We start from the raw sequence: 17,554 nt of genomic DNA, 5'->3' as shown, positions 1-17,554 counted from the left end.
TTCGTACTGGCAGCCGACTGGCCGCGCAGCGCCTATTTCGCCACGGCGTCCTGCGCCGCCGCTGCCGGCGTGGCCACAGGCTCCAATTTACCACCATCGAGCTTGGTCACCACGGGCGCCTTCCATGGACCGGCGATCCGCATATGGTAAGTCAGCGCCTTCATCACGGGGGCGCGCAGGAACAGCTGGGCCAGGAAACTGCCCAGACCGATCACGGGATTGACGGCCAGCGCGTACACGAGGGGGCCCGTGCCCAGGTTGAATTCCGGGATCACCACCACGTGCAGGTTCGTCGTTTCATTGGCGATATCGGCCGTGCCGTCCATCAGCACGGTGGCGGCCACGCCATGCATCTTCAGGTTGTCGGTGCTCACCACGCCGCGCTTGATGCTGGCGTTGGCCGTGATGCCGTCGAAGGCCAGGCCTTCCGAAAACACGTCGTGGAAATCGAGCTTCAGCAAACGGGGCAAGGCTTGCAGGCTGAGCACGCCCAGCAGCTTGGCCGCGCCCGGATCCTGCTTCAGGAACTGGCCCGACTCCACATTCATTTCGATCTGCCCGGACAAGGTGGGAATATCGAGCGAATACGGCAAGCCATTCCAGGCGATGTCGCCGCTTAGGCGTCCCTTGCCGCGGCGCACCGTGTCGGCAAAGCCGAAACGGTCGAGCAACTTGCCCGCGTCGACGATATCGAGGCCGAAACGCAGGCTGGTCGTGCTTTGCCCATCCTTGATGACCCATTTGCCGTTGCCGCTCAGGGCGCCATCGGGATTCGACAGTTGCAGCTTGCCCACGCGCCACTCGCGCCCGCCGGCCGCCATGGTGTTATAGGCCTGCAACTCCAACCGGCCAATCTTCTTGTTGAACAGCTCAAATTGCTCGGCAACGATATCGAGCGAGGGGATCGATTGGGCGCCGCTCTTGCCTTCCAGCAAATTCTTCACCTCGTTGGCAGCCGATTCCGGGATGATCAGCGACGACAGGCGGGCCGTCATCTTGCCCAGGCCGGACGGCGTTTCCAGCCACGTCACATAGCCCGATATTTGTTTCGCATCAATGTTGGCCTGCCACACATCCTTCTGGTGCGTGGCGCCCACCACGACGTTTTCCAGCTTGCGCTCACCCAGCATCAGTTCGCTGGCACGGGCCGCCATCATGTCGGGCACCACGTATTGCGCGATATCGGGCGCATCGTCGGCGCCGCCGACGTCGGCCATGGCCGCGCCGCTGCCGGCGATCTCGCTGCCGGTGGCGATCCAGCTATCCACGTCGAGCGACTTCAGGCTGACGTTGAGCATCATGCCGCTGTCGGGCTCGGGCGCAGGCACGTTCACGCCGATGCCGCCGCGCACCAGGCGCCACGCTTCCTTGCCCTGCTTCTGGCGCTGGTAGCGGGCGCCGATGCCGGAACCGAGCGCGATGCGGATATCGTCCGTGCGCAAGCCGGCCGCATTGGCCGCATTGCCCGTCAGCGTGAATTTCACGGGCAGGCTGTCGCCGGCCGCCTTTTTCAGGGGCGCGGGGAAGTCCAGGCCCAGGCCCGTCAACGGCGACTCGACATTGACCACCACCTGGTGGTCGCGCGCCGTGATCAGGCCGCTGTAGCGGGCGCCGCCATTCAAGTGCTTCGCCAGGCGCTGCAGCACGGGCGCCGGATAAGTCTTGCGCAAGCCGTCGATGGTCATGTTGCCGGCAATTTTCACCTGGATGGAATTGTCGGGCTGGCTGCCGCCCGAGATGGCCAGCGGGCCGCCCAGCAGGCTGCCGTTCAAGCCATTCAGGTTGACGCCCTTTTCATTGAATTCGATCTTGCCCTGCGTGCCGAGCACGGGCGGCATGTCGTGGAACAGCACCACGTCGTTGCCCGCCAGCTGCAAGCTGCCTTGCACCGTCGACTCGAGCATGCGCTCGATGGGCAGATGCAATTTGAGGGCCAGCCGGGCATTGCCCGTCGCCGTCGTTTCATCCGTGAAATGCTCGATCCAGCCCAGCACGGGGCTGGCCGTCACGTATTTGAGGAATTCCTGCATCGGGCCGGCCGCGTTGCCCTCGATATCGAGCAGGGTATCGAAGACGGTCAGGTCGGGAATCACGGCCTTGACATTCGTCAAGGCCACGCCGCCCGTGGTGGCCGTGTCGCCGCGAATTTCCATGCGCGCGCGCTCGAAGACGAAGCTGCCCTTGATTTTCTCCGCCTGCGGCCACAGGGGCGCCTTGCCCGCCAGCGGCCCGTTTTCCGCGAATTCGCCAGGTGCGTAGTTCAGGGTGCCGTTCTCGATCTTGCCGGCCACGCGGAATTCGCCGTGATTGCGCTGGGCGGGCGTATCGGCCTTGAACGGGAAATGTTCAAGTTCGCCGCGCAGGCGCAGGCTGACGTCGTGCGCCATGCCGCCTTCGAGCGCGCCCGTCAGCCAATGGCGCAGGTGCTCCGGCGTTTGCAGCGGCAGGTAGCGGCCGATGGTGTTGATCTGGAAATTGTCGATCGTCCCCGTCAAGTCCACCTGGCCCAGGTTCTTGCCGTCGAGCGGCATGCGGTGCGTGCCCTGCAAGGCGACGCGCAAGCCCTGCTGATTGAAATCGAGCTTGTCCAGTTCGACTTTGAGCATATTCTCCGCTTCGAACGTCCAGCGCGCCTGCATGTCGAACTGTTCGAACGGCATGGCCGGTTCGCTCAGGTAGGTGGGCAATTGCAGCACCAGGTCTTGCGCATCGATGGCGATGCTGCCGCCCTTCTCGCTGGCGTCGATGCTGCCGGTCAGGCGGTCGAAGCCGGGAATGGCCGGTGCGGCCGCCTGACCGGGGCTGGTCGCCGTCTTCGCCACGGCCAGGCGCGCCGGCTGCGCATTCAAGCCCAGCTCGACGAGCCGGCCGCGCAGACGGTAGCTGGCCGGGGCAGCCATGTCACCCTGCCACTGCGCGGAAAAATCCTGCAGGCGTCCGCGCGGCGCCAGGGCATCGAGGCGCTGGCGCTGCTGTGTGCCCAGCGGCAACTTGTCGGCCAGCGCGGCCAGGGTCTGCAAATCGAGGGACTTGGCCGTGATCTCCGTCTGCGCCGGCTTGCGTTTCGTAGCGGCAATAAAACGCTCGGACAAGGTCGTCGGCGGCAGGCTGAGGCCATCGCGTGTTTCCAACGCGAAATTCGTCAACTCCACCTGGTGGCCGTTCGCGCCGAAGGTCGGTTTGCCATCGGGCGCGTCGGCAGACAGGGTTTCCTTCGCCGAGATGCGTCCGCTGACCGTCAGCAGGTCGAGCGGGGCAATGTGTTCTCCCAGCTGCGCCTGCACATCCGTCAAGCCCACATCGGCCGTGAAGCCGGCCAGGCGCGCATGATCGAGGCTCAGCCAGGCGCGCAGGGCGCCCTTGCCCTGGCTCAATTCAAACGGGTAGTCGAGGTAGCGGCGCCAGGCGGCCAGGTCGGCATCTTTCAGGTCCGCGTACAGTTCACCTTTCCACATCGACATGTCGGAGATGCGCTTGCTGAAAGGCGGATGCGTGAAGTGAGCGCGCACATCGATGGGTGCGGCCAGGCTGGCGGGCGGCTTTGCCTGCAAGCCCAGGCGGTGGCTGCGCCAGCGGTTGCGCAACAACACATTGACCTGCTCCAGCGCCAGCTCGGGCGTGCCGCGCGCTTCGTCCGTCCAGCGCACCTTGCCGTCGCGGATGATGATGTCGTGCTGCGACAGCAGCCAGTCGGCGCCCTTGCCATCGCTGCCCTGCCGGCTATCGACCAGCACGCCAGCCACATACAGCTGGCCATCCTTGCTGCGCCGCACGTCCAGGTCGGGCCGCGTGATTTCCAGGGTCTCGAAGCGCAGGGAACCGAGCACGCTCCACCACGAGAGGGTGGCCGAGACGCTCGGCAGGCTCAGCGCCTGGCGGCCCGTCTGGTCGCGCAAGGTCACGTCGCCGAGGAACAAATTCGGCCGCACGCCATGCCACGAAGCATAAATACGCGCGATACTGACGGGGTTGCCCAGCGCGCGGCTGGCCGCCCGCTCGATATCGCCTTTGTAGTAATCGATATTCGGCAGGATGGCGTAGCGCAGGAACAGGAAGAGGACGGCGAAGGCGAAATACGCGAGCAGCACCAGCTTGATGGCAAAGCCGAGCACATGGTGGGTGGCCAGGTTGGCCATGCGATAGGCGGCACGCAGCCGCTGCCAGCGCAGGGCCAATGGCACATGTTCTGTCACGCTTGCTTCTGGCGGTTTTTGCATCAATAAGCTAATAAACTGGCCCGGCGTCAAATAATGGCAAAAATCGTCTGAATTCGCGGCGTGCCGGCACGCCCGACTGGCGCGCGCCTGCATCCTTGCGCTTGCGTCCGCACGGCAGCTCCCTTACCATCGTCCGGGAGAGCGCGCACTGCCTGGCAGCATTATCGCCGGCGGCACAATTTTACCGCATCCCCCGCCGTTCACAGCCAAGTTAACGACGAACCTGACACGAAGTACCTACCGAAACCGCCACCATGAGCCACACGCCCCTGATCTCAGCCTCCCGATTCCACCAGCGCTGGCTCAATGCCGCCCCCGAACGCGCCGCGCAGCTGGCCGAACTGGTGCGCGCACCGCTGGACGGGCTGGACTTTGCCGCCGCGCTGGCCGCCCAGGCCGACGCCGCCACGCCGCCGCTGCCGGCCGAACGGGCCATGCGCCGCCTGCGCAACTTGCTGGTCTGCGGCTTGATCGAGCGCGACCTGGACGGCCAGGCCGACTTGCACGAAGTCGTCACGGCCATGACGGGCTTTGCCGACTTCGCCATCCGCACGCATGTGGACGCCATCATGGCCGAGATGGTGGCCCTGCACGGCATGCCCGTCGGCGAAGAGTCGGGCCAGGAGCAGGAGTTGATGGTGTTGGCGATGGGCAAGCAAGGCGGCGGCGAGCTCAATGTCTCGTCCGATATCGACCTGATCTTTGTGTATCCCGAGGATGGCGACACGCAAGCGACCATGCCGGGCCAGCGCAGCCTGTCCAACCACGAGTTTTTCATTCGCATGGGCAAGAAGCTGATCGCCGCCCTGGCCGAGATCACGCAGGACGGCTTTACGTTCCGCGTCGACATGGCGCTGCGCCCGAACGGCAACTCGGGGCCGCTGGCCGCCAGCCTGGGCATGGTCGAGCAATACCTGATCGTGCAGGGACGCGAATGGGAGCGCTACGCCTGGGTCAAGGCGCGCGCCGTGACGGGCAAGCCGGACGATATCGCCGCGCTCGACGCCATCGTGCGCCCCTTCGTCTTCCGCCGCTACCTCGATTTCGGCGTCATCGACGCCATCCGCACCATGCACGGCCAGATCCGCGCCGAGGTCAACCGCCAGGAACGCTTGCATCCCGACCGCAGCAACAACGTCAAGCTGGGGCGCGGCGGCATCCGCGAAATCGAATTCCTCGCGCAAGTGTTCCAGCTGATACGCGGCGGACGCGATGCCGAGCTGCGCGAACGTTCCACGCGCGCCACCCTGCGCACGGTGGCGGAAAAAGGCTTGCTGGAACCGGCCATCGTGGAACAGTTGCTAAATTCCTACACTTTCCTGCGCAACCTCGAGCACCGGCTGCAGTATCTTGACGATGCGCAAACCCACACCCTGCCCGCCAGCGAGGCCGACCGCCTGACCGTGGCGCAGATGATGGGCCTGCCCGACACGCCCGCCCTGCTGGCCCAGCTGGAAGCGCACCGCGTATTTGTCGCCGGCCAGTTCGACGAGATGTTCAGCGACAAGAGCAGCGGCGCGCCGCCAGCCGACACGGGCATCGACCCGCAAACGTCGAACGAGTGCGCCGCCTCCGACCAGCAGGAAGCCATCGAGGCGCGCTTTGCCGCCCTGGGCTTCCATGAGCCGGCCGCCTGCGCGCGACGCCTGCTGGCCACGTGGCAGGCGCCGCGCCTGCAATCGTTGCCCGAGGCGAGCCGCACGCGTTTAGTGGCCCTCGTCAATTCCGCCCTGCCCCTGATCACCGATTGCTCCGTTTCCAACGGCAACGCCAGCCAGCTGGCCACCCTGGGCCGGCTGCTCGATTTCCTGGAAGCCATCGCGCGCCGCTCCGCCTATCTGTCGCTGCTGACGGAATACCCGCATACGCTCGAGCGCGTCGTGCGCATGGTGTGCGCCAGCGGCTGGGCCGCCACCTTCCTCACGCAGCACCCGATCCTGCTCGACGAGCTGCTCGACGAGCGCATCCGCAACACGGTGCCCGACCCGGCCGCGCTGGCGCTGGACTTGCAGCGCCAGCTCGACGACGCGCCCGGCGACACGGAGCGGCAAATGGACATCCTGCGTGAAATGCACCACGCGCAGCTGTTCCAGTGCCTGGCGCAAGACCTGGCCGGCGACCTCAGCGTGGAAAAACTGGCCGACTACCTGTCGCAGCTGGCCGACATCATCGTCGCCGCCACCGTGCAAGCCGTCTGGCAAACCTTGCCGACGCGCCACCGCGAGGTGCCGAAGTTCGCCGTCATCGCGTATGGCAAGCTGGGCGGCAAGGAACTCGGCTATGTCTCCGACCTCGACGTCATCTTCCTGTTCGACGACGACGACCAGGAAGCGCCCGGCCTGTACGCCAAGCTGGCGCAGCGTTTCATCACATGGATGACCTCGCACACCTCGGCCGGCATCCTGTTCGACATCGACATCGCCCTGCGCCCCGACGGCGCCTCGGGCATGCTGGTCTCGAGCGTGCAGGCATTCGAGCGCTACCAGAGCAGCGCCGCCTGGGTGTGGGAACACCAGGCCCTCACGCGCGCGCGCTTCTGCGCCGGCGACGCCACCATCGGCAAGCACTTTGAACGCATCCGCGACACGATCCTGCGCAAGGAAAGGCCGGAAAACGGCCCGCTCAAGGGCGAAGTGATGGCCATGCGCAAGAAAATGCTCGATGCACACCCGCCCCGCCCCGGCAACTTCGACTTGAAGCAGGATCCGGGCGGCATGATCGACATCGAGTTCATGGTGCAATACCTGGTGCTCCAGCATGCGGCGCAGTATCCGCAGCTGACGGCCAACTCGGGCAATATCGCCCTGCTGCGCCTGTGCGGCGAGCTGGGACTGATCGACGCCCGGCTGGCCGCGGCTGTCGCCGACGCCTACCGCGCGCTGCGCAAACTGCAGCACCAGCTGCGCCTGCAGGGCCAGGACCTGGCTCGCGTCGAGCCGGAGCGCGTGCGCGTGCATGCGGACAACGTGATGCGCCTGTGGCAAGCCATGTTTGGCGCCGCGGCCTGAGGCTGGCCCGCGCATGCCGCTACGCTACCTGTCCCGCCTGAGCGGATCGGCGCGCGACACGCAAGCCAATCTGCAACTGGGCTGCGTGCTGGCGCTGGTGGCCGGCGCCGTGAATGCGGGCGGTTTCCTCGCCATCGGCGGCTATACCTCGCACATGACGGGCATCGTCTCGGGCATGGCGGACGACTTGGCGCTGGGCAACGTGACGGTGGCGCTGGCCGCGCTGGGCGCCTGGCTGGCCTTCGTCAGCGGCGCCGCCGTCACGGCCATCATGGTGAACTGGGGCAAGCGGCGCCGGCTGCACAGCCAGTTTGCCGCCAGCCTGCTGCTGGAAGCGGCCCTGTTATTGCTGTTTGGCCTGGCAGGCAATTACCTGGCGGCCATGCCGGACGTGCTGGGCCCTGTCACCATCTTGCTGCTGTGCTTTGTCATGGGCTTGCAGAATGCCATCATCACCAAGATCTCGGGCGCCGTCATCCGCACCACGCACGTGACGGGCCTGTCGACCGATATCGGTATCGAACTGGGCAAGATGGCGTATTACAACCGGCGGGAACTGCCGGACCGCGTCGTCAAGGTCAACCGCGGCAAGCTGAAAACGCACAGCCTGCTGATCAGCTGTTTCTTCCTCGGCGGCGTCAGCGGCGCGCTGGCCTTCAAGCACATCGGCTTTCCCGCCGCCACCATCGTCCTTGCCGGCGTGCTAATGTTGCTCTCCGGCGTACCCGTGCTGCGCGACCTGCGTCTGCTGTGGCGCTTTTACCGGCGCCGCCTGCACGCCTGGCGTTAGCAGGAATATTTTTCTTTATGGCAATCAATCACTGATTTTAATGCTAAGATTTTTCTGCGCTGGGCAAGCGGATCAAGCCTGCCATGGCGGCCTTTTGATTCGACACCCTACCGTTGTCCAATTCTGAAAGCGAGAAACATGATTTCCATTAAAAGAGCCCTGTTTGTCTTTGCCATCGCCGTCGGCGCCGCCGCCTCATTCTCCAGCACGGCCGCCGTGCGCGCGTGGGTGCCGTCGGAAAGCTGCGACTACATCCTCAACATGTGCTACCAGGGCGTCGAAGCATCGTGCGAACAGTGGCGCAACCAGTGCGAGCCCAGGGAATAGGCGCGCGACAGACGAAAAAAAACGCCCTCACGGGCGTTTTTTGATGGACAGCCAGAAATTACTTGGCCGACATCAGGGCAACGGTGGTGTCGAGCATGCGGTTCGAGAAACCCCACTCATTGTCGTACCACGACGATACCTTGACCAGACGGCCCGACACTTTGGTCAGGGTCGAGTCGAAGTTCGACGACGCCGGGTTGTGGTTGAAGTCGATCGATACCAGCGGTTCGGTCTGGTACGTCAGGATGCCTTCCAGGGCGCCTTCCGAAGCGGACTTCATCAGCGCGTTGACTTCTTCCACCGTCGTGTCGCGCTTGGCGATGAAGGACAGGTCGACCAGCGAGACGTTGATGGTCGGCACGCGGATGGCGAAGCCGTCCAGCTTGCCATTCAGCTCAGGCAGCACCAGGCCGACGGCGGCAGCGGCGCCGGTCTTGGTCGGGATCATGCTCATGGTGGCAGAACGGGCACGGCGCAGGTCTTCATGCATCACGTCGGACAGCACCTGGTCGTTGGTGTAGGCGTGCACGGTGGTCATCAGGCCCGTTTCGATGCCGATGGCGTCGTTCAGCGGCTTGACCAGCGGTGCCAGGCAGTTGGTGGTGCACGAGGCGTTGGAAATGACGGTGTCCGTCGATTTCAGCACCGAGTGGTTGACGCCGAAGACGACGGTGGCGTCCACGTCCTTGCCGCCTGGCGCGGAGATGATGACTTTTTTCGCGCCGCCCTTCAGGTGGGCCGATGCTTTTTCTTTGGTGGTGAAGAAGCCCGTGCACTCGAGCACGACGTCCACGCCCAGCTCGCCCCATGGGATTTCAGCCGGATTGCGCTGTGCAAACACGCGGATCGGATCGCCGTTCACGATCATGTTGTCGCCTTCGACGGTGACCGTGCCCGGGAACTTGCCGTGCGCGGTGTCGTAGCGGGTCAGGTGGGCGTTCGATTTGGCATCGCCCAGGTCGTTGATGGCAACGATCTGGATATCCTGTTTCTTGCCGCCTTCGTAGAAAGCGCGCAACACATTACGGCCGATGCGGCCGTAGCCATTGATTGCAACTTTGATCGTCATACTCTGCTCCTGATTGAATAGAAAGTACTTAGCACATTAAAAAAATCTGCTCGCCGCCGCGCCCATCTGCGGGACGCTGGCAGCGGAAACGAGTAGGTCGCCCGACAAACCGTAGCGAATGGCAGCGATCTGTGGCCGGGAAGCGGAACGGTGCTTGAGCACAGTGAGCATCGAAGGCCGCACATCGCGACGCGCAGTCGGTTTGGTCAGGTGATCTTAGCCGGCGATGACGGCCTTGACCTTGGCTACGACATTGTCGACCGTGAAGCCGAAATGCTTGAACAGCACGCCGGCAGGGGCCGATTCGCCGAAGGTGTCGATACCGACGACGGCGCCTTCCAGGCCCACGTATTTGTACCAGAAGCTGGTCACGCCCGCTTCGATGGCCACGCGCGGCACGCCCTTCGTCAGCACGCCGGCCTTGTAGGCGGCGTCCTGGCGGTCATACACGTCGGTCGACGGCATCGACACCACGCGTACATTGATGCCTTCGGCAGCCAGCGCGCTGGCGGCGGCGACGGCCAGTTCCACTTCGGAACCGGTGGCGATCAGGATCGCCTTGGCGTCGGCCACGTCGTTCAGCACATAGCCGCCGCGGTAGATGTTCTCGATCTGTTCGGCGCTACGCTCCTGGTACGGCAGATTCTGGCGCGAGAAGATCAGCGTTGACGGGCCGTCCTTGCGGCGCACGGCGGCACCCCAGGCAGCGGCCGACTCGACGGTGTCGCATGGACGCCAGTTGTCCAGGTTCGGGATCAAACGCATCGACGAGACGTGCTCGACCGATTGGTGCGTCGGGCCGTCTTCGCCCAGGCCGATCGAGTCGTGGGTGAACACGAAGATCGAACGCAGCTTCATCAGGGCAGCCATGCGCAGCGCATTGCGGCTGTAGTCGGAGAACGTCAGGAACGTGGCGCCGAACGGGATGTAGCCGCCGTGCAGGGTGATGCCGTTCATGATGGCGCTCATGCCGAATTCGCGCACGCCATAATTGATGTGGTTGCCAGGCTGGCCCGAACGCACGGCCACGCACTCTTTCCAGTTGGTCAGGTTCGAACCGGTCAGGTCGGCCGAGCCGCCGAGGAATTCCGGCAGCGACGACGCCAGCGCCTGGATGGCGTTCTGGCTGGCCTTGCGGGTGGCGATGTTTTCTTTCTTCTCGACGCAGGAAGCGATGGCGGCCGACAGCGCCGTTTCAAACGCGGCCGGCAAGTCGCCCTGCATGCGGCGGGTCAGTTCGGCGGCTTGCTGCGGGAATTCGCGGCTGTAGGCGACGAAACGCTCGTTCCAGTCCGCTTCCAGCAGGGCGCCTTGCTGCTTGGCATCCCAGGCCGCGTACACGTCGGCCGGCATCTCGAACGGTGCGGCATCCCAGCCGATGTATTCGCGCACGGCGGCGATTTCCTTGTCGCCCAGCGCGGCGCCGTGGACCTTGTCGCCGCCCTGCAGGTTCGGCGAACCCTTGCCGATGATGGTCTTGCAGCAGATCAAGGTTGGTTTCGACGCGGCCTTGGCGGCGGCGATGGCGGCAGCGACGGCGGCAACATCGTGGCCGTCGACGGCGCGGATGACGTTCCAGCCGTACGCTTCGAAGCGCGCCGGGGTATCGTCCGTGAACCAGCCTTCCACTTTACCGTCGATGGAAATGCCGTTGTCGTCGTACAGGGCGATCAGCTTGTTCAAGCCCAGGGTGCCGGCCAGCGCGCACACTTCGTGCGAAATACCTTCCATCAAGCAACCATCGCCGACGAAGGCGTAGGTGTAGTGGTTGACGATATCGTGGCCAGGCTTGTTGAATTCAGCGGCCAGCAACTGCTCCGACAGGGCCATGCCGACGGCGTTGGCGATACCCTGGCCCAGCGGGCCGGTGGTCGTTTCCACGCCGGGCGTGATGTCGACTTCCGGGTGGCCCGGGGTTTTCGAATGCATCTGGCGGAAGGCCTTGATGTCGTCCATCGACAGGTCGTAGCCGGTCAGGTGCAGCAGCGCGTAGTGCAGCATCGAGCCGTGGCCGTTGGACAACAGGAAACGGTCGCGGTTCTGCCATTTTGGATTCGCCGGATTGTGGCGATAATGACCACTCCACAAGGCAACTGCGATCTCGGCCATGCCCATCGGCATGCCTGGATGGCCGGAATTGGCCTTTTGTACAGCGTCCATTGCCAGTGCGCGGATCGCATTGGCCATTTTGGTAGTCGGGAGCGTAGTTGTCATGGTGGTGTGGTCAGTCGCGAGTTTGGGATTCGTTTGCAGCAGCGCAGACAAGGAAGCCGGCTGCTTTCTGTAGTCAACTATTTTACCAGACTGGGGGGCCGCAAATTAGAATTGCGGCGTACTGGCCAGCCAACTCGCTATACTTTACTGTCTTTTTACCCCACTTTCATCCCCGTTGAGGATTTGCATGCCGCGTTTTTTCTGCCCCCAGCCGCTCGTCGCCGGCACCACCGTCTCCCTGCCTGAGGCTGTCGCCCACCATATCCAGGTCGTGCGCCTGGCGCCGGGCGACCTGATCACCCTCTTCAATGGCGAAGGCGGCGAAGTGCAGGCCAGCCTGGCGAGCATCGCCAAGCGCAGCGTGACGGCCGACATCCAGGCACACGTGGCGCGCGAGGCGGAACTGCCGTATGCGGTGACCCTGGCGCAGGCGCTGCCGGAAGCGTCGAAGATGGACTGGATCATCGAAAAAGCCATCGAGCTGGGTGCGGCCGGCATCGTGCCGCTGTCGGCGCAGCGCTGCGTGGTGCGCCTGTCCGCCGAACGGGCCGAGAAAAAACTGGCTCATTGGCAAGGAATCATCGTCTCCGCCTCGGAACAGTGTGGCCGCAACCGCCTGGCGCAGCTGGCGCCGTTACAGGATTTCAATAGCTGGAGCAGCCAGCAGGATTTACATAAGCGCATCATCCTGACGCCGCGCGCAGACCAGTCGCTGGCCGAGTGGGCGCGTCACCAGCCGCCGCAGGCGATTACGGTGATGGTGGGACCGGAAGGCGGATTTTCGGCAGCGGAAGAAAAAGCCGCGCTGGCCGCCGGCGCCATCGGCCTGTCCATGGGCCCGCGCATCCTGCGCACGGAAACGGCGGGCCTGACGGCGCTGGCGACGCTGGCCGCATTATGGAGCGGGATGTAGGAAAAACGCGCCCAGGCAGGCCTGCGCCATGCGCGGCTGCCCTCCCTCCAGTCCAGGGCACATGAGCGATCAGCCCAAATGGCACGGACTGCATTACCTGGCCGAGACGGCCAGGCAAAAAAAAACCGCTGGCTTGCGCCAGCGGTTTTTTTCTTTTCCCCACCTGCCGTGAAACACGGCAAGGGGTAAAAACAAGTCAATTAAAACTTGTAGTTGTACTCGGCGGTCAGACGTACGGAACGCGGTGCGGTGTAGCTGATAACGCGGCCGTAGGTTGGGCTGACGTTCAACGAGCTGTCCACGTTGTACGTTTCGTCCAGGGTCTGCACGGTTTGCTTGTTGAGTACGTTAAATACGTCAACTTTCAATGCCAGGCCTTTCAACAGCTGCGGACGGTAGGACAGGTTCATGTCCAAACGCGTATCCCAAGGCAGGGTGCCGCGGGAACCGCGTGGTGCTGCAGCGCCATCGCAATAGAAGTACACCGAGCCGTAGTCAACTTCGCCAGGAACGTTAGGGTTCCAGCCGAAGCAGTTCTTCGGACGACCCGAAGCCAGCAAGGCATTCGCGCCGACAGTCCACTCAGGGTTCAGTTCATAGAAACCGAAGGCCTTGATTTGGTGCTCGCGGTTATTTGGCAGCAAGCCGTTGGCGCCAACCATCAACTCTGGATTATCCCAGGTCGACGTTGCAGCAACGTCGGTTTGGGCATTGTCCGAACGGGTTTGACCTTCGGTATTACCTTTGCTACGCGACCACGTGTAGTTCACACGGCCATACCAGCCATCACGCATCGGATGCTCGGCAAACAGATCGATTGCCGTGTACGTACGTTTCGCATCGTCAAAGCCCAGTTGAGCCTTGGTCAGGTGAACTTTCGTGTAGTTGCTGCGGGTGCCAGCATAGTCGACCAGGAAGGTGTTGTCTTTGCCTGGGTTGAACGATGCGCACGAGAAGCCGGAGAAGTTCGACGTATCGATCTTGTTGTCGACAGCGTAAGCGTCGATCAGACGGGTATCGCAGTAGTCATCGATGGTGGCTTTCAATTTACGATAAGTGACTTTCGCGCCAAAGTTCAGGCTAGGCGAAAACGCTTTTTCGAAACCGACAGTCAACTCATCCTGGTAGGTTGCCTTGATATCCTGGGCAACAACGGTTTTTGGATCCTTGTATTGACCCAGTTCGTTGTTGACCGAGTATACCGGTGCCAGCGATTGCAGGCCCGTAGGCTGACCGTACGCGTCGGTACCCGTGTAGGTGTAGCCTTCACGCGTCAGCGTCGAACGGCTGCCGCCGCGAACCGCGAGGTGGGTCGGGATTTGCAGCGCGTAACGACCGGCGCTACCGAACACTTTCAACGATGCATCACCGTTGACGTCCCATGCCGCGGCAAAGCGTGGCGAGACCATGTTCTTCACTTCCAGGAAGGTGTCGCCGTCGCCGTTGACGTTTTTGAAGCCTTCGTTACGAATGCCCAAGGTCAGCAACAGGTCCTTCGTGGTTTGCCAGCGGTCTTCCAGGTATTGTGCGCTTTGCTCGGAACGGGCATCGGTCACGCTGGAGAACAGGCGTTTGCTGACCCAGTAACCCTGGGAAGCCAGCAGACCAGGATTGTTCGAGGTCTTCACGGTGCTGCCACCCAGCTGCAGCGGCACGGTACCGTCGCCGACGCCGTTTTTACGGGTTTGGCCGTATACCCAGATACCGCCGCCGCCATAGATTTCACCAACGTTGGTCGAGGTCAGCTTGTTGTCATCCAGACCGCCGCGGATGGTGTGGTTGCCAATCTTGTATTCCAGATCCAGACGGGAAGACTTGATCTTGCTGGCCGAGTTGTTGGCAGCAACGGCGCCATTCAGGGTTTGCGGGCTGCTGTAGTTCAGGCCAGGCGCGCGCACGTTGCTCGCTGCGCTGATCTGGAACAGGTCCGCTGGTGCGGTGCCGATCGGATCATAAACAGCCGAGTTTGGCGTTTTGCTTTGACCATACAGGGCATTGACCGTCAGGTTGTCGGTCAGGTTACCCGTGTAGCGAAGAATTTGCGTTTCTGCACCAACCGATGGCGAGAAGTCTTCGCTGTTCTTGTAGTGCTGGGATGCGGTCTTCGCAAGACGACGGCTGTTCGTATAGTCGTAGCCATACAATTGACGGTCGGTTTTCGCTTCATCGCCCATGAACGTCATTTCCAGGCGGTGATTGTCCGTGATATTCCAGTCAAACTTGGCCAGATAGCGGTCGATCGTGTGCTGGTTCGATTGCCAGCCGGTGGTGGCATTCGATGCCGAGGTACGGGTACCCAGTGCGGCGTCGGTATCGAGATTGCGCGATTCAAACGCGGCAAACATGAACAGTTTGTCCTTGATGATCGGGCCGCCTACGTAGGCGCCATACGTCTTTTCCGAGCGCGAGCTATCGCTGCGACGCAGGTACAAGGTATTGTCGGTCGCCGCGTTCGACGCTGCGCCCGTGTTCGGGTAGTAGTAGTCTTTTGGCGTCGAGCGCAGGCCGTTAGGCTCGATGGCTACCTGGGCACCGAATTCCCAGGTGTTGGTGCCGCTCTTCGTCGTGACGTTGACCACGCCGCCAACCGAACGGCCAAACTCGGCGCCGAAGCCACCGGTCAGGATCTGTGCCTGGGCGATCGCGCCAAATGGCAGTTCCGAAGCACCCAACTGTGTCAGTGGGTTGGTAACAGGGAAACCGTTGATGTAGTACGCATTTTCCGAAGCGCCGCCGCCGCCGAACGATGCGCCGGCAGAGTAACGGGAGTCGGCACGCGTCGTGTTAGGCGCCAGCTGAATGATCGCGGCAACGTTTTGCGCGATAGGCAGTTTCGCCAGTTCTTTGGCGGTAAACGTCGCGCCATTGTTCGAGCTCGACACGTCGATACGGCTACGACGGCCGGTAACCTGCACTGCCTGTACCGCGCTGCTGGCGAACGATGCATCAACGCCCTGGCCCACGATCACATCGGTTTCGACGGTGTTGACAGTCTTGCCGTCGCGTACCAAGTCAATCTTGTAGTGGCCAGGAGCCATGCCCGATGCAAAATAGCGGCCCGCGCTATCGACCGCAACGGTACGTTTGGTGCCCGTACCAATATTATGCAAGACAACGGAAGCGCCAGCAGCTGCGCCGTCAACCGTACCGTAGATATTACCGGCAGCGTTAGATTGCGCCATTGCGGCAGGAACGACAGCTGCAGTCATCGCGGTCGCACTAAATGCAATCGCCAATGCACGCACTAAGACAGTTTTTCTAAACATGTGATTTCCTAATTATAGTTAAGCTTTTCTCGTGGATCAGCTTGGATAGAATGCATACAACAAATCACGGTCAATATTATTTTAAGTCCCGATTTTCCCCACTCCCGTCATTTTATGACAGGTCATATAGTCCGATAGCCGGTCCCCTAGCTAGCTGACTAGACAACATATGGAAACATATGCAAAGCTTAACTGTCAACAAAGAGAACGGAATGGTGCGCAGAAACAACAAACCTGCACAAAAAAGGTCAGGAAAAATAAACGCGTCCAAAAATGGTGCGGCAATGCACAATTTTGATGCGTGGAAAAGGCATAAAAACGCATATGCAAATGCGCTTTTTTGAGCTTGGCTAGCTCTTGTATAGTGAGGAAAAGCGGGGGCTGCGGCGGAGGGGCAGCGTTATGTGCAAGTGCGCAAATAGCGGCCGTCTACCCGTCATGCAGCACCCGACGCCTGGCGGATCGGGTGAACACTGACGGGTAGCGGACGCAATGCGCCGACGGCGATCATATGGCCAAATATTTCTTTTTGGGAATATGATTCAAAATTGACATATTATCATTGCGATAATTATTTCTTTTTATACGCAATACTTTTCATATCTTTCAGGTGACGCAAGTTTCTCGATTCCTGGTCATTATCATTTTCCAGCTTTAACAGCTGGGCTTTATGTTGTTCATTGCTGTTAGAAACAAATTCTTCCGTATCCTTTTTCCAGCGGATATTATCGGCAATGATTACATCCGCCACCGTCTGGCCATCACTTGCTATTCCTTGATAGGTTTTCGAAATCAGCGCGTCGGCCCTGACGAATTCCTCGTTATTCATCAGTTTGATGATATCGGGCGGAATCGTATTCGTTACCGGCATCGCCGCATTCAAATTCTTCACGAAACGTCCGTAGCAATCCACCCAGGCATTGACGGCGGCATTAACCGAATTAATTTCCTCATTTTTAGTCGATACCTTGGGAATTACAGGCTGGGTGCAATTAAATTTGCCATAGGCGGCAGCGGCGCCATCGAAGTTGGTCGTGTAATAAGCGATATCGGCCTTGCGTGCGCTGCGCTGCTGCACCAGTTCAAGCGATGCGGCCGCTTCCGGGTTGCCGCTGGCAGCGGCCTGCTTGAGCCAGTGCCTCGCCTGTGCCGCGTCCTCTGTCGTCCCTTCGCCAAAGCCGTACATTTCACCGAGCTGCAATTGCGCGGCACTGTTGCCCTGATTGGCCAATTTCGTGAACTTCTGGAACGCCGTTGAAAAATCCTTCGCTTCCCATGCCTTCTGAGCATCAGCAAGCTCATCTGCATATGCCGCCCCGAATGCCATCATTAAGCAAAAGCTGAGTGTTATTTTTTTCATCTTGACGTCCACTAGGAAGTTGATCGGGATAAAAGATTTTTAGCTGGCGAGCCGGCCTCCCCACGAAGCCAGTAGCAGTTTCCAGAAGGAAAAATCAAGCCAGACACGAGCATTAATCCTAGCTCAGAAATATGCGCTCCGCAATTAGTAAGTTTGATAAAAGGATCACATTTTGCGACACTGTTAAATAAAAAAGACAACATTATCGATACGACAGGTTCGACAGCCGGATCTCCGTGCGCCAGCGGCACTATCGGGAGGCGCAGCACAAAAACGCCACACTTCACCTCGTTTTGTTAACTATTTATATTGTTTTCACACAAGCCCACTGTCCATGGCAGCCCAACGATGACAGCAGCACCATGCATGACGCCCGACCGGATGGCCGCG

Annotated in this window: 9 protein-coding genes; 4 read left to right on the top strand and 5 right to left on the bottom strand. The window is 61.4% G+C overall.

The window, feature by feature from the left end:
- Positions 1-32 precede the first annotated feature (32 nt).
- Positions 33-4,193, bottom strand: a complete 4,161-nt coding sequence (locus O0880_RS19825) for a YhdP family protein (RefSeq protein WP_354669902.1) — start codon at positions 4,191-4,193, stop codon at positions 33-35.
- A gap of 278 nt (positions 4,194-4,471) precedes the next feature.
- Between O0880_RS19825 and glnE the strand changes: the two genes are divergently transcribed.
- From glnE to O0880_RS19810, 3 genes are all read left to right on the top strand, one after another.
- Positions 4,472-7,225 carry a bifunctional [glutamate--ammonia ligase]-adenylyl-L-tyrosine phosphorylase/[glutamate--ammonia-ligase] adenylyltransferase gene (gene glnE / locus O0880_RS19820; RefSeq protein WP_289888315.1) on the top strand — a complete coding sequence of 918 codons (2,754 nt, stop codon included), beginning with the start codon at positions 4,472-4,474 and terminating at the stop codon, positions 7,223-7,225.
- A 13-nt stretch (positions 7,226-7,238) separates the two neighbouring features.
- Positions 7,239-8,015 carry a YoaK family protein gene (locus O0880_RS19815; protein ID WP_289888314.1) on the top strand — a complete coding sequence of 259 codons (777 nt, stop codon included), beginning with the start codon at positions 7,239-7,241 and terminating at the stop codon, positions 8,013-8,015.
- Positions 8,016-8,153: 138 nt separating this feature from the next.
- Positions 8,154-8,342, top strand: a complete 189-nt coding sequence (locus O0880_RS19810) for a hypothetical protein (protein WP_071325143.1) — start codon at positions 8,154-8,156, stop codon at positions 8,340-8,342.
- A gap of 58 nt (positions 8,343-8,400) precedes the next feature.
- Here O0880_RS19810 and gap read toward each other — a convergent pair whose 3' ends face one another.
- Both gap and tkt read right to left on the bottom strand, forming a co-directional pair.
- On the bottom strand, positions 8,401-9,411 hold the full coding sequence (gap, locus tag O0880_RS19805; RefSeq protein WP_046685413.1) for a type I glyceraldehyde-3-phosphate dehydrogenase: 1,011 nt from the start codon (positions 9,409-9,411) through the stop codon (positions 8,401-8,403).
- Positions 9,412-9,627: 216 nt separating this feature from the next.
- Positions 9,628-11,625: a transketolase gene (gene tkt, locus O0880_RS19800; protein ID WP_289888310.1), complete on the bottom strand. Its 1,998-nt coding sequence runs from the start codon at positions 11,623-11,625 to the stop codon at positions 9,628-9,630.
- 187 nt (positions 11,626-11,812) lie between these two features.
- On the opposite strand from tkt, the gene O0880_RS19795 reads away from it, so the two are divergent.
- Positions 11,813-12,538: a 16S rRNA (uracil(1498)-N(3))-methyltransferase gene (locus O0880_RS19795; protein WP_071325145.1), complete on the top strand. Its 726-nt coding sequence runs from the start codon at positions 11,813-11,815 to the stop codon at positions 12,536-12,538.
- Positions 12,539-12,738: 200 nt separating this feature from the next.
- Here O0880_RS19795 and O0880_RS19790 read toward each other — a convergent pair whose 3' ends face one another.
- Positions 12,739-15,804 carry a TonB-dependent receptor gene (locus O0880_RS19790; RefSeq protein WP_071325146.1) on the bottom strand — a complete coding sequence of 1,022 codons (3,066 nt, stop codon included), beginning with the start codon at positions 15,802-15,804 and terminating at the stop codon, positions 12,739-12,741.
- A gap of 571 nt (positions 15,805-16,375) precedes the next feature.
- Positions 16,376-17,164, bottom strand: coding sequence for a tetratricopeptide repeat protein (locus O0880_RS19785; protein WP_156894951.1), 789 nt, complete (start codon positions 17,162-17,164; stop codon positions 16,376-16,378).
- Between the last annotated feature and the right edge of the window lie 390 nt (positions 17,165-17,554).

It is taken from the genome of Janthinobacterium sp. SUN118 (assembly GCF_030397695.1).
GTDB lineage: Bacteria > Pseudomonadota > Gammaproteobacteria > Burkholderiales > Burkholderiaceae_D > Janthinobacterium.
This window is presented reverse-complemented; position numbering and strand designations above follow the sequence as displayed.

What these genes read in the sequence shown, in the direction of transcription:
- glnE (WP_289888315.1), top strand. Translation starts at nt 4,472, where the DNA reads ATGAGCCACACGCCCCTGATCTCAGCCTCCCGATTCCACCAGCGCTGG.
- O0880_RS19815 (WP_289888314.1), top strand. Translation starts at nt 7,239, where the DNA reads ATGCCGCTACGCTACCTGTCCCGCCTGAGCGGATCGGCGCGCGACACG.
- O0880_RS19810 (WP_071325143.1), top strand. Translation starts at nt 8,154, where the DNA reads ATGATTTCCATTAAAAGAGCCCTGTTTGTCTTTGCCATCGCCGTCGGC.
- gap (WP_046685413.1), bottom strand. Translation starts at nt 9,411, where the DNA reads ATGACGATCAAAGTTGCAATCAATGGCTACGGCCGCATCGGCCGTAAT.
- tkt (WP_289888310.1), bottom strand. Translation starts at nt 11,625, where the DNA reads ATGACAACTACGCTCCCGACTACCAAAATGGCCAATGCGATCCGCGCA.
- O0880_RS19795 (WP_071325145.1), top strand. Translation starts at nt 11,813, where the DNA reads ATGCCGCGTTTTTTCTGCCCCCAGCCGCTCGTCGCCGGCACCACCGTC.
- O0880_RS19790 (WP_071325146.1), bottom strand. Translation starts at nt 15,804, where the DNA reads ATGTTTAGAAAAACTGTCTTAGTGCGTGCATTGGCGATTGCATTTAGT.
- O0880_RS19785 (WP_156894951.1), bottom strand. Translation starts at nt 17,164, where the DNA reads ATGAAAAAAATAACACTCAGCTTTTGCTTAATGATGGCATTCGGGGCG.